Origin of the sequence: Rhizobium sp. 'Codium 1', assembly GCF_020889605.1 — a bacterium.
Classification (GTDB): domain Bacteria; phylum Pseudomonadota; class Alphaproteobacteria; order Rhizobiales; family Rhizobiaceae; genus Allorhizobium; species Allorhizobium algae.
The window spans coordinates 291,736-314,268 of sequence record NZ_JAJGPW010000003.1 but is presented as its reverse complement, the minus strand read 5'-3'; the positions used below and the strand labels follow the sequence as shown (position 1 = coordinate 314,268).

The following is a 22,533-nucleotide window of genomic DNA, read 5'->3' as shown; positions in this document are numbered from 1 at the left end:
GTCACAGAGCGACCAGCCTGTCCCGCCAAAAACGGCCTCCATAAACGTGCGGTATCAGCGTGTTACACCGCTGCCGATCTCATTCAGGTCATAGGGCGTCATCTGGTAGATCTCATTGATCCAGTTGCCAAACAGCAGATGCGCATGGCCGCGCCAGCGGTTGAGCGGGGGGAGTGCGTCATCGTTGTGGGGGAAGTAATTGTGGGGCAGCTTGATCGGAATTCCGGCAGACTTGTCGCGGAAATATTCGTCGCCCAGCGAGGTCGAGTCATATTCCACGTGATTGAACATATAGAGGCGGTTGGCGCGCTTCTCCTGCACCAGGCAGACGCCCATCTCGTCGGATTCCAGCAGGATTTCCAGGTCCGATATCTTCTCGATGTCGGCGCGGCGAACTTCCGTCCAGCGCGAGACCGGCACCTGAAAATCGTCCGAAAACCCGTTGAGATAGACCGATGAGGGCGCGAGGTTTCGATGGCGATAGACGCCAAACGCCTTTTCCTTCAGCGGATGTTTCGGAACCTTGTGGAAGTGGTAGATGGCGGCCATGCCGCCCCAGCAAACATTCATGGTCGAATGCACGTGGGTCTCGGTCCAATCGAGGATCTGCTCGAGTTCCGGCCAATAGGTAACCTCCTCGAAGGGCAGGGTCTCGATCGGGGCGCCGGTGATGATGAAGCCGTCGAACTTGCGGTGCTTCACCTCGTCCCAGGTCTGGTAGAAGGACAGGAGATGGTCTTCCGGCGTGTTCTTGGCCTTGTGGCCGCCGACACGGACGAGTGTCAGCTCCACCTGCAGCGGCGAGGCGCCGATCAGCCGGGCGAACTGGACTTCGGTCTTGATCTTGTTCGGCATGAGGTTGAGCAGGCCGATCTGCAGTGGGCGAATGTCCTGGCGGATAGCCATGGTTTCGGTCATGACCCGCACGCCCTCATGCACGAGGGTCTCAAAGGCGGGCAGCGTATCGGGAATCCTGATCGGCATCTTACTCTCGACTTTCCTTGTCACGGCGGTCTTCGGACCGCGGAAACAAAAATACCGGCGCCTTCAATATCGCCACCGGTCCTCGGAAAGTCTGATAACTCGCCTCGGCCCTTTAGCGACTTATTTTACGTGGCTGCAAGCCGGCCGGCCAAATCACCACGGAACGAGGCGTTTTACCCCTGTCCGGACTGCGAATCAATGGGGTTCGGCCAGGTATGGAGGCACAGCCGGGCACCGCGCCGGAAAGCCAGTTTCGCCCTCGCCGGCTGTGTGGCGAGCTGGCTATTGCTCGCCGAGTTTCATCGACGGATCATAGTCCTTGCCATGCACGGTCTTCACCACGGCCTGGCCGCAATACATCTTGTTCTCGGCCGCATTGAAGGAGTGGCTCGGGGAGCCATGCAGTTCCCAACCCTTGTTGAGGGCATCGGTGACGCGGTGGCAGAAGCTGGAATCGTCAGGGCCGGTAAGGAAACGATAGACTTTCATGGAGACTTGTCCTTTCTGGCGTCGATCAGGGCGACCTTGGCGAGAAGGCGCGTCGCCTCCTCGGCATGCAGCTTCTCGATCATGCGCCCATCGATGTTGATGACGTTGAGGCCCGCATGGGCCGGGTCGGCGAAAGCATTGGCCACTATGCGGGCGTCGATGATTGCCGCCTCGTCGGGTCCGAAATGTTGGTTGGCGGGACTGATCTGGGCCGGATGGATCAGCATCTTTCCGTCGAACCCCATGCCGCGCCCTTGTGCGCACTCGGCCGACAGAGCTTCGAGATCGCGGAAATCGTTCGAGACACTGTCGATGACATCAAGTCCATAGGCACGGGCCGCGAGCACGACCTGCATCAGATAAGGCACCAGATAGGTGCGCCCCGGCGCATCCGGGATGCCGGTCGCCTTGCGCAGGTCGTTCAAGCCGACGACCAAGGCATCGAGCCGGCTGTCGCTCGTCCGGCCGGCGGAGGCGATCGCTGCACCGTTGAGGATGCCGCGCGGGGTTTCGATCATTGCCCAGATCCTGAGACCTTCCGCCGCAGCGTGCTCGCCGAGACGATCCGCAACGTCCTGGACCGTTACCGGCTCTTCGACCTTCGGGAGAAGGACGGCGTCGGGCGCTGCAGCAAGGATGAGGTTCATGTCCTCGAGAAAATGGGGTGTATCCGTCGCGTTGATGCGAATGATGCGCTCGCGATGTCCGAGGTCAGAATTTGTCAGGAATGTCAGAAGCTTGTCTCGCGCTTCCGCCTTCCGGTCTTCGGCAACCGAGTCCTCGAGGTCGTAGATCACCGCGTCGCAGTCGAGGCCGGGCACCTTTTGCAGGGCCCGTTCGTTGACCGCCGGCACCGTCAGCACGGACCGACGCAACCGAGAGGGGTGGTGAAAGCGAAAGGAGAATGGCTCTGAAGTCATGGGCGAGTTCTGGCAAGCTTTGGCCGACCACGCAAGATGACAATTGGGTGAAAGCCCCTTGCAATGCTGGAGAAGAAGGGCCACCTTGGCTGGCGAGAAAGGACACGATCATGCAAAATATCCGCTCCGCCGCCTATGCCATTGCCGGCCTTGCATTTGTCGGTATCGCAGCCGCTTTCGCGGTCTCGCTGACGCTTGTCATCGGGGCGCTCCTCACCGTGACACTCGGTGCTCGCATGCTGATGGGCAAGACGAAGCGCGCTCCGGTCTATGCGAAGGCAAAACCGAGCGAGGGCGTGCGCGTCTGGAACGACGGCAAGGGCACCATCATCGATCTCTGATCGTACAGGACTGCGATCCGTCTCCGACCCGCGCGCGGGTGAGAGGATAGACACGTGGGCAAATCCTGCGGGCCCGCATCCGTCATTTGCAAGAATCTCCTTCAATTTCTCGCGGTTTTGCTCTATGGGCGGGACACCAAACCCGCATTAGCCAGATCGAAGGCAGATTGATGGACAAGTTCGTAAAGCTCACCGGTGTCGCAGCACCGCTTCCGGTCGTCAACGTCGACACGGACATGATCATTCCGAAGGACTATCTGAAGACCATCAAGCGCACCGGTCTCGGCACAGGCCTCTTTGCGGAGGCTCGCTACAAGGAAGACGGTTCGGAGAACCCGGATTTCGTCCTGAACAAGCCGGCCTACCGCAATGCGCAGATCCTCGTTGCCGGCGACAATTTCGGCTGCGGTTCCTCGCGCGAACATGCACCCTGGGCCTTGCTGGACTTCGGCATCCGCTGCGTGATCTCAACGTCCTTCGCCGATATTTTCTACAACAACTGCTTCAAGAACGGCATCCTGCCGATCATCGTCAGCCAGAGCGATCTGGACAAGCTGATGGATGATGCCAGCCGCGGTTCGAATGCCGTGCTGACCGTCGATCTGGAAGCCTCGGAAATCACCGGTCCCGACGGCGGCCGGATCTCGTTTGAAATCGATGCCTTCAAGCGCCATTGCCTGCTGAACGGCCTCGATGACATCGGCCTGACCCTCGAAAAGGCATCGAATATCACGAGTTTCGAACAGTCCAACGCTGCGCAGCGCCCCTGGGCCTGAGACCAGCAGCGGATGTGAGACAATCAAGCCGGGCGTGAGCCCGGCTTTTTTATTGGTTCAGAGGAAGCGCGTGCGCCATGTCTCGAGTGACGCGAGCGACACGCCGATCCCGCCGCACACCTCGACGAGCGGCGCCTTGAAGCGCGACAGCAGATCGGCATGCACATCTGCAACGGCGAGTGCTGCACCGCAGGCTGGTTCGACCAGGATCCGCTGCGCATCGGCGAATTTCAGACAGGCCGCGACAGCCTGTGCATCGGTTACCGTGACGCTCTCGATCGGATGCGTGTCCAGCAAGTCGAAGACATGCTGTGCGACCTGCCGTGCGCCAAGCGAATTGGCGATCGAGGTGATCGCCGGCAGGGTCACGCGCTCTTTCGCAGCGACCGCAGCATTCAGGGAGGCCGCACCTTCTGTTTCGACCGCGACAACGGGGATGTCCGGCAAGCCATTGCGGCGCAGGCCCTCGACAATGCCGGCCAGAAGCCCACCGCCGCCGACGCTGGTGATCACGCAGTCGAAGGCTGCGCCTGATTTCACCACCTCATCGATCAAGGTGGCATGACCTTCCCAGAGCAGCGGGTGGTCATAGGGATGGACATAGGCCGCCCTGCGTTCGGCGGCGAGCGCAACGGCATGGGCATTGGCCTCATCGAAAACCTGCCCGTGGACGAGCACATTGGCGCCGGTTGCCGCGATGCGGGCACCAACCGCTTCGGATGTCGTTTCGGGGACGACGATGGTCACCGGGACCTGCAATGCGCGGCCCGCCACCGCGGCTGCGATCCCGGCGTTGCCGCCGGACGCGCAGAAGATCTCCTTCGCGCCTTTCGCAACCTCGTGCTGGCAGAGAAGGCCAACGCCTCTCAGCTTGAAGCTGCCGGAAGGCTGCAATGCATCGATCTTCAGCCAGAGCGGCAGGCCGCTGGCACTGTAGTCGGCGGCGGTTCTGAGCAGGGGAGTTTCGATATGGAGCGGCGAGAGCGGCATGTGGGATGGGTCCAATTTGCAGAGGCGCCTTTTTGGACCCGCAGCCGGTCTGAGGTCAACGGCGTTATCCCTGTCATGGCAGACCTCGATGCGTACCGTTTCCGGCCTATCTCGCTTGAAATGGCCGTGCCCCGGGCGTAAGAAGCCGCGACTTCTATTCGAGTGGAGGGTTTCCATGACGGCTCGCAATCTTCTTCTGCTGCCCGGTGACGGCATCGGCCCAGAGGCCATGACCGAAGTTCGCAAGATCATTGCCTATATGAATGAGGCGCAGGGTGCCGGGTTCGTGACGGACGAAGGTCTCGTCGGGGGCTCCGCCTATGACGCCCATGGGGCGGCGATTTCAGAAGAAGACATGGCAAAGGCGCTTTCTGCCGACGCCGTGCTGTTCGGTGCCGTGGGCGGTCCGAAGTGGGATGACGTGCCCTATGAGGTACGCCCGGAAGCCGGACTGCTGCGCCTGCGCAAGGATCTCGAGCTTTTCGCCAATCTGCGCCCGGCCATCTGCTACCCGGCGCTTGCCAATGCGTCCTCGCTGAAGCCTGAGCTGGTCGAGGGTCTCGATATCCTCATCGTTCGCGAGTTGACCGGCGGCGTCTATTTCGGTGAGCCGAAGACCATCACCGATCTCGGCAATGGCCAGAAGCGCGCCATCGATACCCAGGTCTACGACACCTACGAAATCGAACGGATCTCGGCCGTCGCCTTCGAACTGGCCCGGACCCGTGGCAACCGCGTCTGCTCGATGGAAAAGCGCAACGTCATGAAGTCCGGCGTCCTGTGGAACCAGGTCGTGACCGCGACGCACAAGGAGAAGTTCTCCGACGTCAAGCTCGACCACATGCTGGCCGACGCCGGCGGCATGCAGCTCGTCCGCGCGCCGAAGCAGTTCGACGTCATCGTGACTGACAATCTGTTCGGCGACATGCTCTCCGACGTCGCGGCCATGCTGACGGGCTCACTTGGTATGCTGCCTTCCGCCTCGCTCGGTGCTCCGGACGCGAAGACGGGCAAGCGCAAGGCACTCTATGAGCCGGTGCACGGTTCGGCCCCTGACATCGCCGGCACGGGTGTCGCCAACCCGATCGCCATGATTGCCTCGTTCGCCATGTGCCTGCGCTATTCCTTCAACATGGTTGCGGAGGCCGATCGTCTGGAGAAGGCTATCGCTAACGTCCTCGACAAGGGCATCCGTACCGGCGACATCATGGCCGAGGGTTGCCGTCAGGTTGGTACAGTCGAGATGGGCGATGCCATCCTCGCCGAGTTTCAGGCACTCTCGGCCTGAAAACACATTTCTGGCTCGACTTCAGCGGCGCGGGGTGACCCGCGCCGCTTTGCGTTTCGGCAACATTCCCTGCGGCGTGTCTCCCGCCAATCTCTCACTTTTCCGTGATCAGGCCTCTTCGGCCTGTGGTCGCAACCCTGCGCGTCAATCCGATGTCGCAGGGGGTGCGTAGTTGAGGTCAGAGAAGCAGAAGAGAGCGACGCAACCACCGCACCTGGCATTCTGTTGGAACCTGTCCGACGTTCAGCCGTTCAGGAAACAATGCCGGCAACAGGGCCTGCAACAGGCCTGCGGTCCTAGAGACCATGGAGATGTCCGATGAAAGCCATATCCGCTGACAGACACATCATCAAGTATGCCATGTCGCAGCCCTACCTGGAGCGTGAGGAAGAACTCGACCTTGCAATCCGCTGGAAGGAGCATGACGATCAAGGTGCGCGCAATCGCATCGCGCAAGCCCACATGCGCCTCGTCATCGCCATGGCGTCCAAGTTCCGCGGATTTGGATTGCCTCTGAACGATCTGATCCAGGAAGGGTATATCGGGCTTCTCGAGGCTGCTGCGCGTTTCGACCCGGGTCGAGAGGTGCGGTTCTCTACCTATGCCGGATGGTGGATCCGGGCTTCGATGCAGGATTACATCCTGCGCAACTGGTCCATCGTCCGCGGCGGGACAAGCTCCAGCCAGAAGGCGCTGTTCTTCAATCTGCGCCGCTTGCGTGCCAAGCTCGCCCAGGGCGACAATCGCCTTTCCGATCAGGCAATTCATCAGGAAATCGCATCCGCACTCGGTGTCAGCCTCTCCGATGTCCAGTCCATGGATGCGCGCCTATCCGGCAATGATGCCTCGCTTCAGACCCCCGTCGCCGGCAAGAACGGCGAAGGTACGGAGCAGCTCGAGATGCTGGAAAGCAAGGAAGCGCTACCGGACGAGCAGGTTACGTCGATCATCGATGGTGAACGCTGGAATGGCTGGTTGAGGGAGGCCATGAATCGCCTCAACGAGAGGGAAAGCCGCATCATCAAGGCCCGACGTTTGACGGAGGATGGTGCAACGCTCGAAGAACTTGGCGCCGAACTCGGCATTTCCAAGGAGCGGGTCCGCCAGATCGAGACGCGGGCGCTAGAGAAGCTGAAAGTGGCGCTTACCGACAAGGCGCCTAGCTCGGCGCGTCTTGAACTGGCGATGTGAGCGAAATCATGAAATTCCACGAAAGAGAGGCCGGTGGAGACGCCGGCCTTTGTGTGTTGTGCAAGGATGTTCCGGAATTGCCCGTGGCCGGATTATCGCAGATGTACGCCTTTTGAGGAAAGCATGTCGCGGGTGCGATCAGCCGCGGTCTGGTTTTCGCACAGGCTCGCGCGGGTGATCAACTCGACATGATATCCGCGCCGAAGTGCCGCAAGCGCAGTCCTGGCTACGCAATAGCTCAAATCCAGCCCTGCAATTCGAAGCGTTCCCACATCAAGCCGTTCAAGAAGTCGATCAAGCTCGCCTGTTTCGAACGCATCCTGGACTCTCTTGATCAAAACGTGGTCTGCAAGTCCTTCGAACGGCGCTGCGATCTGTGTTCCGGGCGTGCCCTCGACCGCCTTGCCCTGCATCGTCAGCTTGGCGATCACCTTCGTCGAGGGAATGGACCACTCTTGCCTCACGGCAATCACCGGTGAATCTGCAGCCTTGGCGGCGCTCACGGCGTTCAGGATGGCCGATTGAGCGGCTGCTTTTGCCGCGTCTTCGTAGTGGCCCTCATCCCAGAACACCGCCTGGAGATCGATCAGCAGCAAGGCCGTTCCAGGACGTTTGCCAATAGGCGTGCCATGACTGACCGCGCCGATCCTTCTAATCCCATCAGCGAGCCAAACGAGCAGCGCAAGGGCGGGCAGGAGCAAGAGATAGCCTGGCATCATGCCGATTGATCCTCTGCGTCAGCTTTCAACTTCGCAATCATCTCGGTGACGACGTTGAGCGCGGTGGCGATGTCCTCGGCGCGGATTCCTGTCGCCATGCGCTGCACGATGTGGTTCTCACGTGTGATCACCTCTTCGATCAGCCTTTTACCCTTGGGGGTCAAGGCGATCATCGTGGATCTCCTGTGGCGCGGATTGGGTCCGCCAACGGTAAGGCCTTCCGCCAGCGTCTCATTGACCATAACCTGGACATACTGTCGCTGGATTTCGAGCTTGAGCGCAATCTCAGGAACAGTGGCATCGCCATGGACGTGAAGTATCTCAAGGACCGCCCGCATCCGGACTGTCAAGCCGGTGCCATCAAGCGCCTGTTCGACACGCGCCTCTGCTGCCTGCATGAGCGGCCGCGACAACCAAATCAGACGGTAAAGCTGTTCCTGCTTGTTCATGACATTGTTCATGTCATGATGACATGCATCATGTCAATGTCGAGATGGATAGATCAATCCGGCGTGCCAACTCGGCGCACTACTCGGAAATGATCTTCACGCGCGCGCCGGGCTTGACTGTCGAGGTTGCACCCAGAGCGTTGATCATCCGGAAGAGCTCTAGCTTGCGGTCGGTGCCCATCATCCGAGCGGACAAGGTGCCGATATTGTCATTGGCACCGACTGTTACAACACGGACGCGCAGCGGCTTCAGCGAAGCCGCCTCCTGAGACGTGATGCGCCGGAAGGATGCTCGCAGCTGGGCTGCTGTCGTTTCCAGCGCCGGACTGCCCTTCGGCACGGCAGTCAGGAAGCGGAAAATCTGCGGACCGATGCGGATGACGGTTATGTCGAAGTCCCAGCGATCGGCAGACGCGCGGGCCGTTGCGGCTTCAAGCCCGTTGACGGTGATCGTCTGTATGGTGTCCGGCAGCAAGCCGGTGACCCAGCCGCTCGAGATGTAGTTCGGCAGACTGATCTTCTGACTGTCCGCCACGCCGTCGAACCGGATCGCGACATCGCCGGGACCGGTGGCAAGGACGGCTTCGACCTTGTTGTCGATTTGAAAACCGACCGGAACATCGAAACGGATGCCGAGCTGGCCGTGCAGGAAGGTCTGGCCACGCACGAAACCCTCCTGCGGGCTGTCGCCGTAGAGCAGGCCGTCGATGCCGTTGAGGTAATAGTCGCGGCCTGTCTCGCCATGCGTGCCTTCAGGGCCGAAGACGCGGGCGTGACGCTTGGCGAGCTCGACACGCTGCGGAGCGTTCGGATGGCTCGACAGGAAGTCCAGGCTCTGGTCAGCATCCGGATCGACCGAGGTGAACTGGCTGTAGCGCGCCATGGAGTCGAGGAAGCGGGCGGCGGCATAAGGATCATATCCGGCTTCGCCAAGCGTGCGAACGCCGATGACGTCTGCCTGCAGCTCCTGCTGGCGCGAGAAGGCGGCAAGCCGCAGCTTGCCGCGGGCCAATGCCTGCTTGCCGGCAAGATCGCTGGACAGCACTTCGGCCACGACGCGGCTCGCAATGACCTCTGCCTCTTCACGGCGCTGGCGTTCGATACCGTGGTTTGCGGTCACATGCGCCATCTCGTGGCTGAGCACGGCTGCGACTTCAGACGCGTCATTGGCGAGCGCCAGAAGACCGCGCGTGACATAGAGATAGCCGCCCGGCAGCGCGAAGGCGTTGATCGCGGGCGAGTTGAGGATGGTGATGCGATAGGACTGATTCGGGTTTTCCGAGACGGCCGTCAGCGCGCCCGCGATGCGGGCGACGAGACGTTCGGTCTTGGAGTCGGAGTATTCCCCGCCATAGGAAGCGACGATGCGCGGATGCTCGCGGGCCCCCATCTGGGCGCGCGGGTCGCCCTTCTGGACTTCGTCGACGATCTGCGGATTGCTGGATGGTGCGACAGACGGCTCGTAGGCTTGCTCGAACAGAGACTGGCAGGACGATAGGACCAGCCCCACAGAAATCAGCACGGCTACGCTCGACGCGAGCCTGAATGGCCGTCTCTGCCGATTCACTTCGGCAGCCATCGCGCTGTTCCGGCTCAAAAACTGCATCCTGCCCCTTCACCTGAGCCCGGACGATTGCCGATTTGGCCGACCGCCGGGTGCAGCATCAATTGCCCTCTGCCGCCATCGCCTCGCACCGATCCGGCAGTCCTTCACATAGTGCGAAAACACCGCATGCTCCAGAAGATAGTCACGCCAGAGGAAATGACCAATGGTCTTGCCGAAGGAACAACTATTCCTGACGCGCATGGCAGGCGTGGACGACCAAATTAAGGCGATTGGCGTGTAAAGGTATGCTCGCCGAGGAAGTTCTGCACGGCAGCAATGTCGTGGCTCTGGAAGAAGGTCATCTTGTCGGTCTTCGCGAGCACATGTCCATCATCGATGAAGGTGACATCGTCTGCCAGCCGCTCCACATCGCGTGGGTCGTGGGTGACGATCAGGACCGTGGCGCGGGTTTCGGCATGGAGGTCTACGAGCAGTTCGACCATCGCGGCACGCAAGCCTGGATCAAGGGCTGCAAATGGCTCATCGAGCAGCAGAACCGGGCGGTGGCGCACCAGCGCGCGGGCAAAGGCCACGCGTTGCCGCTCGCCACCCGAGAGCGAGCCCGGCAGACGACGTTCATATCCCGGGAGTCCGACGCGCGTCAGAGCATCTGAAATCGCCTTGCGGTCGGCAGGTGTCAGGCGCATTGCCGGATGGATGCCGAGCCCGATGTTTGTAAAGAGGTCGAGATGGGAAAACAGGTTGTTGTCCTGGAAGACCAGAGAAACAGGGCGCTCTGCCGGTGCCAGATCTGTCACATCACGTCCGGCGATCTCGATACGGCCGCTGTCCGGCCGCTCAAAGCCTGAGACGAGGTTCAGCAAAGTCGACTTGCCTGAGCCCGAGGGACCGACGACGGCTGTGATCCGTCCGCGCTCGAAACCGCAGTCGAAATGGAAGGCGCGGTTCCCCAGCGTCAGGTGGACGTCGTCGAGGCGGATGCCGGTCGAGGCTTCATCACGCATCGGTTCTCTCCCGTGGGTTGTTGGGGGCGATACGTGTTCCCGGCGCTCCGATCAGCGCCAGAACCAGACAAATTGCACCAAGAATAAGGGCGAGCCCATCGGCATCGGTGCTGCGATAGCTGCCCATCCGGGCATAGATAAGGGCGGGTAGGGTCAAGATGTTTTCAGAGCCGAAGAGAGCGACTGCCCCGAGGTCACCGAGCGACAGCGTCATGGCGAAGGCGAGTGCCGTCAAGAACGGCCGTTTCAGGACCGGCCAATCGACGCGGCGCAGGCGCTGGGTGACGGAGAGGCCGAGGCTTTCGGCCAAGTGTCCGGTGCCAGCCCGATGCTCTCGATAGGCGGGTTCCAGCACGCGCACCGCAAAGGGCAGTGCCATCAGGGCGTTTATGCCTGTGACGATGAAGGGTGCGAAGGTCGCGACCTCGCCCCGAGGTCTTAAAGCCAGGAACCAGCCAGTGGCGAGGACGCTGGTGGGGACGAGCAAGACCAGCGAGGAGACCGCGGCGAGCGCAAGCGAGAAGACGCGGTTGCCGGCATTTTGTGCGCGAGCCGTCGCGATGTCGGCGCGAGCTGCGATCACGCCATAGGCAAGCAGAGTGGCAAGCAGCCCGGCAGAGAGAGCCACACCCAGACTGGTGAAGGATGCCTGTTGAAAGGCCGCCTGGGAGAGAAGTCGACCGAGATCAGCCTGGAGGCCGGAGACGACCACCTGGCCGAGCGGCAGGATGAGGAAAAGCGTGGCAAACAACAGGAGCAGCCCGTCGGTGAGGCGGACAAGCGGACGCCGTCCGTCGAAGCGTGGGAAGTGTCGACCGCTGGTAACACCGGTATCAGGTGCTGCCGGCAGGAGACTCAGGCCAGCGAGGATCAGGCCTGTCACCGTGATTTGCAGGAGCGCCAGGGACACGGCGCGCTCCGGATTGAAGTCGAAGCGCAGCGCCTGGTAGATGGCAACTTCAATGGTCGTCGCCGCAGGGCCACCACCGAAGATCAGCACCAACGTGAAACTCGTTACACAGAGCATGAAGATCAGACCTGCTGCTCCGGGGATCACACGGGCCAGAACCGGCCACTCGATGAAGCGGAAGGTGGAAAACGGCGAAAATCCGAGGCTTGCCGACATGCGCCAGTATTCCGCCGGCACCCGCTCGAGGGCTGACAGCATCAGGCGGGTTGCCAGCGGCAGGTTGAAGAAGACATGGGCGACGAGGATGCCGGTCAGTCCGTAGATCGAGATTGGCTGGTCGAGGCCAAGTCCTGTCAGCGTATCGTTGACGATGCCGCTTCTGCCGAAGATGCCAATCAGCCCGAGCGCGCCGATCAGGACTGGCAATCCCATCGGCACGGCCATCAGCCGGATCAGCCAGATGCGACCTGGGAAAGCCGGCTGTCTGGCGAGTGCACTGGCGACCGGCAGGGCCAAGCCCACGGAAAGAAGCGTGGAGAGGAAGGCCTGCCAGAGCGTAAAGGATAGAACCGATCGGATGACGGGATCAGCGAAGGCGGAGAGAAGACCGCCCGACAATCGTCCCGCGAGGAGGGCCGTCAGCGCGATGCCGACGAAAGCCGTCACGACCATCAGAACGAAAAGGCCACCCGCAAGCGCGGGCAGCCTCTGTCGCCGTGACTGGTAAATCGGGCGGATCATACGAAACTATTTCAGCGTCATCGCTTTGAGCCATTCGTCGATCCAGGCCTGTCTGTTGGCCGCGACTTCGGGGGGTGCCATCAGAAAGGTCGTCTTCGGCTGGACCAGCTTGCCAAAGGCTTCCGGCAGAGGTTCCGACGTCGACGCGACCGGCATCATCCAGTTGTTGGTCGGGATCGTGTCCTGAAATCCGGGCTCAAGCATGAAGGCAAGAAACTGGCGGGCCAGTTCCTTCTCCGGCGCATTTTTCAGGAGGCCGGCGACTTCGATCTGGATGTAATGGCCCTCGGAGAATTCCGCCGCCTGGTAGCGGTCGGTTTCTTCGGCGACCATGTGATAAGCCGGCGAGGTGGTGTAGGAGAGCACCATCGGCGCCTCACCCTTGGTGAACAGGCCATAGGCTTCCGACCAGCCGGGCGTGACGGTGAGCACGCGGTCCTTGAGCTTTGCCCAGGCTTCCGGTGCCTTGTCGCCATAGACCGACTTCACCCAGAGCAGCAGGCCGAGGCCCGGCGTCGAGGTGCGCGGATCCTGAATGACGATCTTCTGCGACGGATCGCCCTCAACCAGTTCCTTCAGGCTTTTCGGCGGTGTCTTGATCGCTTCCGTGTCGTAGATCACGGCGAAATGGCCGTAGTCATACGGCAGGAAGACATCGTCGCTGAAGCCGCCAGGCACCTTCACCGCGGCGGCATCGACGCTGTGTTGTTCAAACAGGCCGGTCTGCTTGGCTTCCTCGACAAGGTTGGTATCGAGCCCGAGCACGACATCGGCCTTGGATGTCTCACCTTCCAGCTTGAGCCGGGTGAGGAGCGCGACGCCATCGGCAACGCCGACGAAAGTGACCGTGCAGTCACAGGTCTTCTCGAAGGCTTCCTTGACCTTGGGGCCGGGGCCCCATTCGGAGACGAAGCTCTCATAGGTGTAGACGGTGAGCGTCTTTTCGGCAGCTGCGGCCGGCAAAACGAAGCCGAGAATGGCGGTCGAAAGGCCGCCGATAAGCATGGAAACAGTCCTGGGTCGCATAGCGCCCTCCTCCTCAATCATCATTGCTGTCGGGATAGGGCGCCTGAAATCGTCGCGTCTAATCCCTCCGCCGGTCTTAACCGGATCAGGTTCCGCGGGTTGGCATGAAGCCTCTCAGCATTCCGGTTACGAAAACCGGAAGGCACCCCGTTAGAGCAGACTTGAGATAGCGCGCTGGGACTTTGAGCGCAAGGTGCGAACATTCAGTCGCCGCGGCCTTGATGTTGGGAGACGCCAAGCGTCGGATGATGGCGAGGAATTGAGGCCTTCAGCCCTCCAGTTCCTCACGCAGCATTTCGAGTTCCAGCCATTCCTCTTCCATGCGGGTGATGTCGGCGCGCAGCTTTTCCATTTCGGCGGCGAGCTTGTTGAAGCTTGCCGGATCCTTGGTGAAGAGGTTGGGATCAGCCATCTTCGCTTCGCGTGCGGCGATTTCTTTCTCCGCCTTTTCCATTTCCTTGGGTAGGTTTTCGAGCGCAAATTTCTGTTTGAAGGAGAGCTTGCCCTTACCCTTCGAGCCTGAGTCTGCGGGCTTGCCGCCCGATGCTTCCTGCGCCTTTGCTTTCTCGGCCTTTTCCACCCGCTTGCGCTCGTCCTCGACGCCCTTGCGCTGGGCGAGCATATCGGAATAGCCACCGGCATATTCGATCCAGCGGCCATCGGGCGCATCCGGATTTGCCGGCGCAATCGTCGAGGTGACCGTGCGATCGAGGAAGTCGCGGTCATGGCTGACAAGGATGACGGTGCCGGAATAGCCAGCAACGATTTCCTGCAGCAGATCGAGTGTCTCGATGTCGAGATCGTTGGTGGGTTCATCGAGAATGAGCAGGTTCGAAGGCTTGGCCATGATGCGCGCCAGCATCAGGCGCGCACGTTCGCCGCCTGACAGGTTGCGGATCGGGGTGCGAGCCTGTTCCGGCTGGAAGAGGAAGTCCTTCATGTAGCCGGTGACGTGCTTCTGTTCGCCATTGACCAGCAGATTCTCCCCGCGGCCGTCGGTCAGATAGTGGGAGAGTGTATCCTCCGGATTGAGGTCCTCACGCTTCTGGTCGAGCACGGCGATCTCGAGATTGGTGCCGAGTTTCACGACACCTTCATCTGGTGCCAGCTGGCCCGTCAGCATCTTGAGCAGTGTCGTCTTGCCTGCACCATTGGGTCCGATCAGACCGATGCAGTCGCCACGATGCACGCGGATCGAAAACGGTGCGACGATGGCACGGTCACCATAGGTCTTGGTGATCTTGTCGGCCTCGATGACGAGCTTGCCGCTTTCCTTGCCTTCTGTCGCGGACGCCTGAATTGTTCCCTGCGGTCGCTTGTGGCCGCGGTAATTGGCCCTCAACGTCTGCAGGTTGCCGAGGCGGCGCATGTTGCGCTTGCGACGCGCGGTCACGCCATAACGCAGCCAGTGCTCCTCCCGCTCGATCTGGCGACCGAGCTTGTGCTGCTCGATCTCTTCCTCTTCGAGGACTTGGTCGCGCCACTCCTCGAAATGAGCAAAGCCGCGGTTCAGCCGGCGTGACAGGCCACGATCAAGCCAGACGGTGGCGGTCGAGATCTTTTCCAGGAAGCGTCGGTCGTGGGAGATGAGAACAAGTGCGCTGCGGCTCTTCGACAGTTCCCCTTCCAGCCATTCGATCGTCGGCAGATCGAGATGGTTGGTCGGCTCGTCGAGCATCAGGATGTCCGGCTCCGGCGCCAGGACCCGGGCGAGTGCTGCGCGGCGTGCCTCGCCGCCTGAGAGTTGCTGTGGGTCTTCCTGGCCGGTGAGGCCGAGGTGTTCGAGCAGATAGGTGACACGATAGGGATCATCGCCCGGTCCGAGCCCCGCCTCGGCATAGGCCTGAACGCTGGAATAGCCGTCGAAATCCGGTGCCTGCTCCAGATAGCGGATCGTCGAGGACGGATGGCGGAAAACCTCGCCGGACTGCGCTTCGACAATTCCGGCGGCGATCTTCATGAGTGTCGATTTGCCGGAGCCGTTGCGGCCGACGAGGCAGATCCGGTCTCCCGGTTCGACCTGAAGGCCCGCGCCGGCGAGCAGCGGCGTACCACCGAAAGAAAGCTGGATGTCATCGAGTTTGAGAATGGGAGGCGCCAAGGTTTCAGGCTCCGGAAAGATCGTAAGGGCGGGCGAGCAGCATGGCCCGGCCACGGGAAAGGGAGACCGAGATCGGGCCCTCAGCGATGTTGGAAATCGTGCGCGACGAGCCGAAGGGCAACCGGAAATCCTGGAGCGGATAGCGCGCATTGCGGATTGTCAGGCCTTCGAGCATGGTGAAGCCGAGCACGGAGAAAAGCGCACCCTTGGGCAATTCGAGCGCGAGTTCGCTCTGTTCGACAAAGGGATAGGCCTCTTCCTCGCCTGAGGTGAGTACGACCTCGTAGCCGTCTTCGACCAGGCCGAGCGCGTTCAGGTAGTGCTGCAGTGCATGGTCGGACCGCTCGCCTCCGAGAGCGCCGGCGAAAATCAGCCGGGTGGCGCCGCGTGCGATTGCTTCGGCGACTGCGATTTCACCGTCTGTGACGGCCTTGGCGGCGGGGTAGGTTCGCCGTTCGACGTTAGGAAAGCGCTCGATCAGAGTGGTGTCGCTGCTGTCAAAATCGCCGACCCATAGCTCGGGTGTCACACCGAGTTTCGTCGCATGGCGCATGCCGCCATCGGCCGCGATCACGCGGCTTCCCTTGGTCAGCGCCCGCAGGCGGTCCGTGACGGCCAGGCTGCCGCCGAGCAATAGGGTGAAAGAGGTCAAAGTCATGGCCAGCCCATAGCGCATCTCTGCCCAAAAGGGAAAGGTCAATGCTGAGGGGAAGGCGCCCGCACTGGCGGGAGAGAGTCGCCCGGACAGACCTCTGCGAGGGGTCCGGGTCTTGTCTTCTCAGCGCTTCTTGGGGGCAGCTGACTCTGCATTCTTGATCTGGGTCGTGAAGGTCGAAACCGGGGCCGCGGACGGCTTGGACTTGTCCTGCTTCGGCTTCCTTACTTCGCGGTTCGAACGCTGTTGGCCTTTAGCCATGATGTGTTTTCCTTTTTCGGGGTGTTTGCAGGAGCCATTGCCCGGGCGGAGGCCTTGCTGCGGCTGGTATCAATGTCGGTTTCGGCGATGCAACGATCGAAGCTCTCGCTTTCAAAGCGGACCCGGTACTGGCGGCTTCCGCCTGTCTCGGGCAAGGTCGCCAGTACCTTGCAGGCGCCATTGCTGCGGGCAAGACGGACGGGGCCGTCCTTCAGAACCACTGTGTCGCCGATGGAATAGATGTGTCTGCTCATGGGTATCTCCTGCAGCGGGGAGGCTGCGGTCGTGGCAGGCGCCCAGATGACCGGCGGGTCGGACTTTAGTCCTTCCGTTCATGGGGCCCGCCATTGTGCGGGTCTTGGCCGCCGAACACGTTTGTCCGGACGGTGATAATGGGGTCGTGGAGAAGGTCGGTGATGTCCGGTGCCTGAAATTCCGTCCTTGGGGGATGGGGCGCTTGCAGACGGACACGCATCAGCGTTCGTGGAAAACAGCCTGCCAGATTGGCGCCAAAACACAAGCTTTATCTGGTGAATAGGGTGAAAGCCGTGACCGCGCTTGCACCCCTTGAGGCTCGTCATTAGGTTGCGCCCATGAATGAAAGAGGCTCATGCAAGATGCAGTTTCAGGGAACCGCCGACTACGTTGCCGACAAGGACCTGATGATTGCGGTCAATGCCGCGATCCGGCTGGAGCGGCCGTTGCTGGTCAAAGGGGAGCCAGGCACCGGCAAGACCGAGCTTGCCCGTCAGGTTGCGACCGCTCTCGGCCTCGACATGCTGGAATGGAACGTCAAGTCGACGACAAAGGCGCAGCAGGGGCTCTACGAGTATGACGCCGTATCGCGCCTGCGCGACAGCCAGCTCGGTGATGCCCGCGTCAACGACGTCAATAACTACATTCGCAAAGGCAAGCTGTGGCAGGCTTTTGTCGCTGCGCGGAAATGCGTTTTGCTGATTGACGAGATCGACAAGGCTGACATTGAATTCCCCAACGACCTGCTGCAGGAACTCGACCGGATGGAGTTTCATGTCTACGAGACCGGTGAAACGGTCATGGCCCGGGTGCGACCGATCGTGATCATCACCTCGAACAACGAGAAGGAGCTGCCAGACGCCTTCCTGCGCCGCTGCTTCTTTCATTACATCCGGTTCCCCGATCCAGAGACGCTGGAACGGATCGTCGAGGTCCATTATCCCGGTATCAAGAAGACACTGCTTCGCAACGCGTTGACCCAGTTCTACGAGATCCGCGAAACGCCAGGTCTTCGGAAAAAGCCGTCGACATCGGAAGCGCTCGACTGGATCCGGCTTCTGGTCGCCGAGGATGTCGATCCGGCCGACCTGCGCGGCGAATCGAAAAGCGCCCTTCCCAAGCTGCACGGCGCGTTATTGAAGAATGAGCAGGACGTGCATCTTTTCGAGCGACTGGCGTTCATGGCACGGCGGGACCGCTGATCCCCGGCGAGGATCGCGGGCGCGGCCAGGTCATCAGGACCTCGGAACAAAATGAAGCCCCGCGTGAACGGCTTCCCGAAATTGGAGGTCCAGTTTTCGGGTGTCCGTTCAGGACGGGGCCTCAGTCATTGGCTGCAACTGCAGATTATTCGGCGGAGTCGGCCGAATCTGCGTTGAGCTGGCCGTATTTCTCTTCGCCGATCTTGGAGAGAAGCTCGAGCTGCGTCTCCAGGAAATCAATGTGACCTTCTTCATCGATGAGGAGCTGTTCGAAGATCTTCATCGAGACGTAATCGCCAGCCTGGTGACAGATGTCGCGCGAGGCCTTGTAGGAGGTCCGGGCATCATATTCTCCGGCGAGATCGGCTTCCAGCACTTCCTTGACGTTCTGGCCGATACGGAGGGGAGCAACCTGCTGCAGGTTCGGGTGGCCTTCCAGGAAGATGATCCGGTCGATGATCTTGTCGGCGTGCTGCATTTCCTCGATCGATTCGGCACGCTCTTTCTTGGCGAGCTTCGTATAGCCCCAGTCGTTGAGCAGGCGGTAGTGCAGCCAGTACTGATTGACGGCGCCAAGCTCGAGAAACAGAGCTTCGTTGAGCCGTTCGATGACCTTCGGATCACCCTTCATGATGTTCATCCCTTTTGTTGAATTCAGAAGCGGCAACTCTAGCGCCGCTGTCTTCCCGTGTCGAGCCGCTTTAGAAGCATTCTAATTTTCGGGTGAGGGTCCGACGGTGCTGAATGGAACCGTGGCACAGGCCCCCGGTCTTCGGTTTCCATGAAAAAGGGCAGGTAAATCCTGCCCTGTGCGATGAAAGATCTGGAGATCAGCCGGCAGCCCGGCGCGCAGCTGCCATGGCCTGGCGGCGCTCTGCCAATGCCGCCTTCTGCTCTTCATGGAACTGCTTGAGCCGCTCCATGAAGTTGACGACCTTGGTTTCTTCGGTCTTGCGGGCGGCGTGATACTCTGCAGTCGTGCGAATGATGATATCGACGACATTTGGGAAACATCCACAACAACGGCCACGCTTGCTCATGGCGTGGTAGACCTTGCCAGGAACGATCAGCTGCCAACAATCATCATCGAGCATCTCGGTGATGACGGCCTGTATGTCCTTGTCGGTGATGTAATTGCAGCTGCAGACCAGCATGGTCGGGTCACTCGTCAAACATGACACTTACTCTCGCCTTTCTCTTAAACAAGATGGGCTTTGTCAAGAAAATTCGCAGGCAAAGGGCTGGGCGATCCGTCGGGCCCCAGAGTGGGTTTCAGTGGAAGTTACGGCCCTTGGGCATCAACTCGGCCATGGCGCTGCGTCTTGGATGTCCTGGGGGCGGTGCGGCGGCTGGCAGTGCAGGAGGTTGCTTTATCGGTTGGTTCAGGGCCTGTTTCTCGTGTCTTGCCTGACGCGGGTCGATGCCCGGCCGGCGGACCTCGTCAGCATGGGCAAGCGTATCGAAGGTCTTGAGGTCTTCGAGCAGCAGGCCAAGACGAGCGCTGGCATCGACGAGATGGTCGGCCACGACATGGATGACCCCATGTGCCTTTTGCAGTCGGCCGCGCAGGGCAACCAGCCTCGCGCCCATGACCACCGGTCGATAACGCTCGAAGGTTTTGGGCCAGACGATGGCGTTCATCGTGCCTGTTTCGTCCTCCAGGGTCATGAAGATCACACCCTTGGCCGATCCCGGGCGCTGACGCACCAGGACAAGTCCGGCGATCTCGACCTTTGCGCCATGGGCCAGGGTTTCGAGATCGGCCGCCGATTTGAGGCCGGCCCGATGCATGGCTTCGCGCAGGAAGGACAAGGGGTGAGCCTTGAGCGAAAAGGATAGTGTACGATAATCACTGAGCACTTCTTCGCCCGGCAGCATGCGGGGCAGGTCGACCTCGACTTCTTGCTGCAGATCCTGGCCCGGAAGCGCCAGGAAGAGCGGCAGATCTTCGACGGCCGCTCCCGCATCAAGCGCCTGGGCGGCCCAGAGGGCATCGCGACGGTTGAGACCGAGAGAGGAAAAACAGTCGGCATCGGCGAGTTTCTCGATCACCGTGCGGGGCAGGCGCGTGCGCAGCCAGAGATCACGGATGGAATCATAACCCGCAACGCGCCTCTCGACGAGCCGTGCCATCTCGCTTTCGGAAATTCCCTTGATCTGCCGAAAGCCGAGACGAACGGCGTGGCGGCTCTTGATCACGCCGGTCATGGAACGGTGACGGGATGCGATGCGGGCGGGGTCAAAGGCCGACTGCCCTTGCTCATCGCCTTCCAGCGTACAATCCCAGACGGAATGATTGACGTCGACGGGCCTCATCTCAACGCCGTGTTCGCGGGCATCGCGCACCAACTGACCCGGCGCATAGAAGCCCATCGGCTGGGAATTCAGGATCGCGGCGCAGAAGATGTCCGGATAGAAGGCCTTGAACCAACAGGAGACATAGACGAGCAGGGCAAAAGAGGCCGCATGGCTTTCGGGAAAGCCGTATTCGCCGAAACCCTCGATCTGGCTGAAGCAGCGAGCTGCGAATTCAGGGTCGTAACCGCGCTCGACCATGCCTTCGACCATACGCTTCTGGAAGCTGGAGACCTGGCCGGTGCGGCGGAAGGTGGCCATGGCGCGGCGCAGCCTGTCGGCTTCGGCGGGTGTGAAACCGGCGGCAGTGATGGCGATCTGCATGGCCTGTTCCTGGAAGAGGGGCACGCCCAGCGTGCGCTCGAGCACTTGCCGGAGTTCGGGGCTTGGATAGTCGATCGGGCGGCCCGCGAGCTTGTCTGCGCGGCGTTTGAGATAGGGATGGACCATATTGCCCTGAATCGGGCCGGGGCGGACGATGGCGACCTCAATGACAAGATCGTAGAAAACACGTGGTTTCAGCCGCGGCAGCATGCTCATTTGCGCCCGGCTTTCTATCTGGAAGACACCGAGGGTGTCGGCGCGACAGATCATGTCGTAGACTTCTGTGCGCTGATCTTCATTGACCGAGGCGAGGGTCTCGTGGCGGTCGTGATGGATGGACAGCAGCTTGAAGGCCTTGGCGAGGCAGGTGAGCATGCCGAGTGCCAGCACGTCGATCTTGAGGATCTTCAGCGTATCGAGGTCGTCCTTGTCCCATTCGACCATATAGCGGCCGTCCGCCGTGTTCATGATCGGAACCACTTCGTCCAGGCGGTCCCGGGTGATGACGAAGCCGCCGACATGCTGGGAGAGATGGCGGGGAAAATTCTGCAAGGCCTGCGCATAGGCGAGGACGTTCCGTGTGGTCGGATCCTTGAGGTCGAGCCCGGCGGCCTTGGCCTGGTCTTCGGTGAAATCGCTGGTCCACCAGCCCCAGATCGAACCGGCGAGTGCGGACTGAACATCATCCGACAGGCCGAAGGCCTTGGCGACCTCGCGACCGGCGGAACGGGCGCGGTAGCTGATGACAGCAGCGGTCAGTGCCGCATGCTCCCGGCCGTAAGTCTCGTAGATGAACCGGATCACCTCCTCGCGCTTCGCATGCTCGAAATCGACGTCGATATCGGGCGGTTCGTCGCGTTCGGTGGAAATGAAGCGATCGAAGAGCAGGGTCGTCTTTTGCGGGTCCACCTCTGTGATGCCGAGGCAGAAACAGACGGCGGAATTGGCCGCCGATCCGCGGCCCTGGCACAGGATACCCTCTTCGCGCGCATGGCAGACGATCCGGTAGACGGTGAGAAAATAGGGCTCGTAACGCTTCTCCGCGATCAGCTTCAGTTCGTAGTCGAGCAGGCCAAGGACTTTCCTCGGAATTTCGTCCGGATAACGTTTTCGCGCGCCTTCATAGGTCAGCCGGCGCAGGGCCAGAGCCGGGGATTCGCCATCGAAGATTTCGTCGGGATACTGGTGCGACAGTTCATCGAGAGAGAACCTAAGCCGACTAAAGAAACGGATGTTGTTGTCGAGTGCCACGGGCCAGGCGCTCAGAAGACGGGCCATTTCGGCGGGGCTCTTCAGGTGCCGTTCGGCATGGGCATGCAGGCGCAAGCCGGCTTCGGCGATGGTCACATGCTCTTTGATCGCGACGACAACATCGGCCACGGGTTTGCGTTCCGGCGCATGATAAAGGGCATCATTTGTCGCGATCAGGGGAAGATCGAGTCTTCTCGCTATCCCGTCGAGTTCGCCGAAGGTCTTCTGGTCGAAGCCGTCATAGCGAGGAACAAGGGCGAGGTGGAGCCGATCCCCAAGCCAGGGTCGAATATGGGCAAGACGGATCTCGAACCTCTCGACATCGGCAGCCTTGGGCAGTGAGGGAGGCATGGCGACGAAAAGAAGATGTTCCGACCAGTCGAGAAGATCCTTCTCCCAAAGCGTGCAGATGCCCTTTTTCGACCGCAGATTGCCCTCGCTCAGCATGCGGCAGAGATTGCCCCATCCCTTGCGGTTCATCGGATAGGCGAGAAGCTCGGGCGTTTCGTCGTCAAAGATCAGGCGGGCACCGGGTCGGAACTCGAGACCGTTCAGCTTGGCCGAGGCATGTAGACGCACGACACCGGCAACCGTGTTTCGGTCGGCGAGGCCGAGACCCGAGAGGCCGATGAGAAGCGCCTGCTGCACCAGTTCCTCGGCATGGGAGGCGCCGTCCAGAAAGGAGAAGTTGCTGCGCAGTCCGATCTCGTAAAAGGGGCTCGTGGTCATGGCGC

Annotated in this window: 21 protein-coding genes and 2 riboswitches; of the genes, 5 read left to right on the top strand and 16 right to left on the bottom strand. The window is 60.9% G+C overall.

Annotated features, from left to right (window positions below; genetic code table 11):
- Positions 1-54: 54 nt before the first annotated feature.
- From metA to LJE98_RS10915, 3 genes are all read right to left on the bottom strand, one after another.
- Complete coding sequence (gene metA, locus LJE98_RS10925; protein WP_229575245.1) at positions 55-984, bottom strand: homoserine O-acetyltransferase MetA; 930 nt, start codon at positions 982-984, stop codon at positions 55-57.
- 92 nt (positions 985-1,076) lie between these two features.
- Positions 1,077-1,154, bottom strand: a riboswitch (SAM riboswitch).
- Between the two features lie 112 nt (positions 1,155-1,266).
- The gene (locus LJE98_RS10920; RefSeq protein WP_229575244.1) at positions 1,267-1,473 is read right to left on the bottom strand and encodes a DUF1737 domain-containing protein; all 207 of its coding nucleotides are present in this window, start codon (positions 1,471-1,473) and stop codon (positions 1,267-1,269) included.
- Positions 1,470-2,393: an HpcH/HpaI aldolase/citrate lyase family protein gene (locus tag LJE98_RS10915; RefSeq protein ID WP_229575243.1), complete on the bottom strand. Its 924-nt coding sequence runs from the start codon at positions 2,391-2,393 to the stop codon at positions 1,470-1,472. The genes LJE98_RS10920 and LJE98_RS10915 overlap by 4 nt, the downstream gene beginning before the upstream one ends.
- A gap of 110 nt (positions 2,394-2,503) precedes the next feature.
- On the opposite strand from LJE98_RS10915, the gene LJE98_RS10910 reads away from it, so the two are divergent.
- Both LJE98_RS10910 and leuD read left to right on the top strand, forming a co-directional pair.
- Positions 2,504-2,734 (top strand): hypothetical protein, encoded by a 231-nt coding sequence (locus LJE98_RS10910; RefSeq protein WP_229575242.1) that lies wholly within the window; start codon positions 2,504-2,506, stop codon positions 2,732-2,734.
- Positions 2,735-2,904: 170 nt separating this feature from the next.
- Positions 2,905-3,510 (top strand): 3-isopropylmalate dehydratase small subunit, encoded by a 606-nt coding sequence (gene leuD, locus LJE98_RS10905; RefSeq protein ID WP_229575241.1) that lies wholly within the window; start codon positions 2,905-2,907, stop codon positions 3,508-3,510.
- Between the two features lie 57 nt (positions 3,511-3,567).
- Here the strand turns inward: leuD and LJE98_RS10900 are convergent, their stop codons facing one another.
- Positions 3,568-4,500: a pyridoxal-phosphate dependent enzyme gene (locus tag LJE98_RS10900; protein WP_229575240.1), complete on the bottom strand. Its 933-nt coding sequence runs from the start codon at positions 4,498-4,500 to the stop codon at positions 3,568-3,570.
- Between the two features lie 175 nt (positions 4,501-4,675).
- Between LJE98_RS10900 and leuB the strand changes: the two genes are divergently transcribed.
- The gene (gene leuB, locus LJE98_RS10895; protein WP_229575239.1) at positions 4,676-5,788 is read left to right on the top strand and encodes a 3-isopropylmalate dehydrogenase; all 1,113 of its coding nucleotides are present in this window, start codon (positions 4,676-4,678) and stop codon (positions 5,786-5,788) included.
- 318 nt (positions 5,789-6,106) lie between these two features.
- Positions 6,107-6,979, top strand: coding sequence for an RNA polymerase factor sigma-32 (locus tag LJE98_RS10890; protein WP_229575238.1), 873 nt, complete (start codon positions 6,107-6,109; stop codon positions 6,977-6,979).
- Positions 6,980-7,071: 92 nt separating this feature from the next.
- Here LJE98_RS10890 and LJE98_RS10885 read toward each other — a convergent pair whose 3' ends face one another.
- The 9 genes from LJE98_RS10885 to LJE98_RS10845 all read right to left on the bottom strand — a co-directional run bounded on the left by LJE98_RS10885 (position 7,072) and on the right by LJE98_RS10845 (position 16,666).
- Positions 7,072-7,698: a cysteine hydrolase family protein gene (locus LJE98_RS10885; RefSeq protein ID WP_229575237.1), complete on the bottom strand. Its 627-nt coding sequence runs from the start codon at positions 7,696-7,698 to the stop codon at positions 7,072-7,074.
- Entirely contained in the window at positions 7,695-8,147 is a 453-nt protein-coding gene (locus LJE98_RS10880; RefSeq protein WP_229575236.1) for a MarR family winged helix-turn-helix transcriptional regulator, read from the bottom strand. The genes LJE98_RS10885 and LJE98_RS10880 overlap by 4 nt, the downstream gene beginning before the upstream one ends.
- 79 nt (positions 8,148-8,226) lie before the next feature.
- Positions 8,227-9,753, bottom strand: coding sequence for a M48 family metalloprotease (locus tag LJE98_RS10875; protein ID WP_420710137.1), 1,527 nt, complete (start codon positions 9,751-9,753; stop codon positions 8,227-8,229).
- 221 nt (positions 9,754-9,974) lie between these two features.
- Positions 9,975-10,718, bottom strand: a complete 744-nt coding sequence (locus LJE98_RS10870) for an ATP-binding cassette domain-containing protein (RefSeq protein WP_229575234.1) — start codon at positions 10,716-10,718, stop codon at positions 9,975-9,977.
- A complete protein-coding gene (gene thiP, locus LJE98_RS10865; RefSeq protein WP_229575233.1) occupies positions 10,711-12,369 on the bottom strand; it encodes a thiamine/thiamine pyrophosphate ABC transporter permease in 1,659 nt (552 codons plus the stop codon). Before thiP ends, LJE98_RS10870 begins: the two co-directional genes overlap by 8 nt.
- A gap of 6 nt (positions 12,370-12,375) precedes the next feature.
- A complete protein-coding gene (gene thiB, locus LJE98_RS10860) occupies positions 12,376-13,374 on the bottom strand; it encodes a thiamine ABC transporter substrate binding subunit (RefSeq protein ID WP_229575232.1) in 999 nt (332 codons plus the stop codon).
- A gap of 66 nt (positions 13,375-13,440) precedes the next feature.
- A riboswitch (TPP riboswitch) is annotated at positions 13,441-13,555 on the bottom strand.
- A gap of 108 nt (positions 13,556-13,663) precedes the next feature.
- Positions 13,664-15,496, bottom strand: a complete 1,833-nt coding sequence (locus LJE98_RS10855) for an ABC-F family ATP-binding cassette domain-containing protein (protein WP_229575231.1) — start codon at positions 15,494-15,496, stop codon at positions 13,664-13,666.
- A gap of 4 nt (positions 15,497-15,500) precedes the next feature.
- Positions 15,501-16,154: a thiamine diphosphokinase gene (locus LJE98_RS10850; protein WP_229575230.1), complete on the bottom strand. Its 654-nt coding sequence runs from the start codon at positions 16,152-16,154 to the stop codon at positions 15,501-15,503.
- 221 nt (positions 16,155-16,375) lie between these two features.
- Entirely contained in the window at positions 16,376-16,666 is a 291-nt protein-coding gene (locus LJE98_RS10845) for a cold-shock protein (RefSeq protein ID WP_229575229.1), read from the bottom strand.
- A gap of 363 nt (positions 16,667-17,029) precedes the next feature.
- Here LJE98_RS10845 and LJE98_RS10840 point away from each other — a divergent pair, with 363 nt between their 5' ends.
- Entirely contained in the window at positions 17,030-17,869 is an 840-nt protein-coding gene (locus LJE98_RS10840) for an AAA family ATPase (RefSeq protein WP_229575228.1), read from the top strand.
- A 145-nt stretch (positions 17,870-18,014) separates the two neighbouring features.
- Here the strand turns inward: LJE98_RS10840 and bfr are convergent, their stop codons facing one another.
- The 3 genes from bfr to LJE98_RS10825 form a co-directional block, all read right to left on the bottom strand.
- Positions 18,015-18,500, bottom strand: a complete 486-nt coding sequence (gene bfr / locus LJE98_RS10835; RefSeq protein WP_229575227.1) for a bacterioferritin — start codon at positions 18,498-18,500, stop codon at positions 18,015-18,017.
- 199 nt (positions 18,501-18,699) lie between these two features.
- Positions 18,700-19,023: a (2Fe-2S)-binding protein gene (locus LJE98_RS10830; RefSeq protein ID WP_229575226.1), complete on the bottom strand. Its 324-nt coding sequence runs from the start codon at positions 19,021-19,023 to the stop codon at positions 18,700-18,702.
- Between the two features lie 118 nt (positions 19,024-19,141).
- The gene (locus LJE98_RS10825) at positions 19,142-22,528 is read right to left on the bottom strand and encodes an error-prone DNA polymerase (RefSeq protein WP_229575225.1); all 3,387 of its coding nucleotides are present in this window, start codon (positions 22,526-22,528) and stop codon (positions 19,142-19,144) included.
- Between the last annotated feature and the right edge of the window lie 5 nt (positions 22,529-22,533).

What these genes read in the sequence shown, in the direction of transcription:
- LJE98_RS10880 (WP_229575236.1), bottom strand. Translation starts at nt 8,147, where the DNA reads ATGAACAAGCAGGAACAGCTTTACCGTCTGATTTGGTTGTCGCGGCCG.
- thiP (WP_229575233.1), bottom strand. Translation starts at nt 12,369, where the DNA reads ATGATCCGCCCGATTTACCAGTCACGGCGACAGAGGCTGCCCGCGCTT.
- LJE98_RS10850 (WP_229575230.1), bottom strand. Translation starts at nt 16,154, where the DNA reads ATGACTTTGACCTCTTTCACCCTATTGCTCGGCGGCAGCCTGGCCGTC.
- LJE98_RS10890 (WP_229575238.1), top strand. Translation starts at nt 6,107, where the DNA reads ATGAAAGCCATATCCGCTGACAGACACATCATCAAGTATGCCATGTCG.
- LJE98_RS10830 (WP_229575226.1), bottom strand. Translation starts at nt 19,023, where the DNA reads ATGCTGGTCTGCAGCTGCAATTACATCACCGACAAGGACATACAGGCC.
- LJE98_RS10875 (WP_420710137.1), bottom strand. Translation starts at nt 9,753, where the DNA reads ATGCAGTTTTTGAGCCGGAACAGCGCGATGGCTGCCGAAGTGAATCGG.
- leuD (WP_229575241.1), top strand. Translation starts at nt 2,905, where the DNA reads ATGGACAAGTTCGTAAAGCTCACCGGTGTCGCAGCACCGCTTCCGGTC.
- leuB (WP_229575239.1), top strand. Translation starts at nt 4,676, where the DNA reads ATGACGGCTCGCAATCTTCTTCTGCTGCCCGGTGACGGCATCGGCCCA.
- LJE98_RS10825 (WP_229575225.1), bottom strand. Translation starts at nt 22,528, where the DNA reads ATGACCACGAGCCCCTTTTACGAGATCGGACTGCGCAGCAACTTCTCC.
- thiB (WP_229575232.1), bottom strand. Translation starts at nt 13,374, where the DNA reads ATGCTTATCGGCGGCCTTTCGACCGCCATTCTCGGCTTCGTTTTGCCG.
- LJE98_RS10900 (WP_229575240.1), bottom strand. Translation starts at nt 4,500, where the DNA reads ATGCCGCTCTCGCCGCTCCATATCGAAACTCCCCTGCTCAGAACCGCC.
- LJE98_RS10915 (WP_229575243.1), bottom strand. Translation starts at nt 2,393, where the DNA reads ATGACTTCAGAGCCATTCTCCTTTCGCTTTCACCACCCCTCTCGGTTG.
- LJE98_RS10845 (WP_229575229.1), bottom strand. Translation starts at nt 16,666, where the DNA reads ATGAGCAGACACATCTATTCCATCGGCGACACAGTGGTTCTGAAGGAC.
- bfr (WP_229575227.1), bottom strand. Translation starts at nt 18,500, where the DNA reads ATGAAGGGTGATCCGAAGGTCATCGAACGGCTCAACGAAGCTCTGTTT.
- LJE98_RS10870 (WP_229575234.1), bottom strand. Translation starts at nt 10,718, where the DNA reads ATGCGTGATGAAGCCTCGACCGGCATCCGCCTCGACGACGTCCACCTG.
- LJE98_RS10910 (WP_229575242.1), top strand. Translation starts at nt 2,504, where the DNA reads ATGCAAAATATCCGCTCCGCCGCCTATGCCATTGCCGGCCTTGCATTT.
- LJE98_RS10885 (WP_229575237.1), bottom strand. Translation starts at nt 7,698, where the DNA reads ATGATGCCAGGCTATCTCTTGCTCCTGCCCGCCCTTGCGCTGCTCGTT.
- metA (WP_229575245.1), bottom strand. Translation starts at nt 984, where the DNA reads ATGCCGATCAGGATTCCCGATACGCTGCCCGCCTTTGAGACCCTCGTG.
- LJE98_RS10840 (WP_229575228.1), top strand. Translation starts at nt 17,030, where the DNA reads ATGCAGTTTCAGGGAACCGCCGACTACGTTGCCGACAAGGACCTGATG.
- LJE98_RS10920 (WP_229575244.1), bottom strand. Translation starts at nt 1,473, where the DNA reads ATGAAAGTCTATCGTTTCCTTACCGGCCCTGACGATTCCAGCTTCTGC.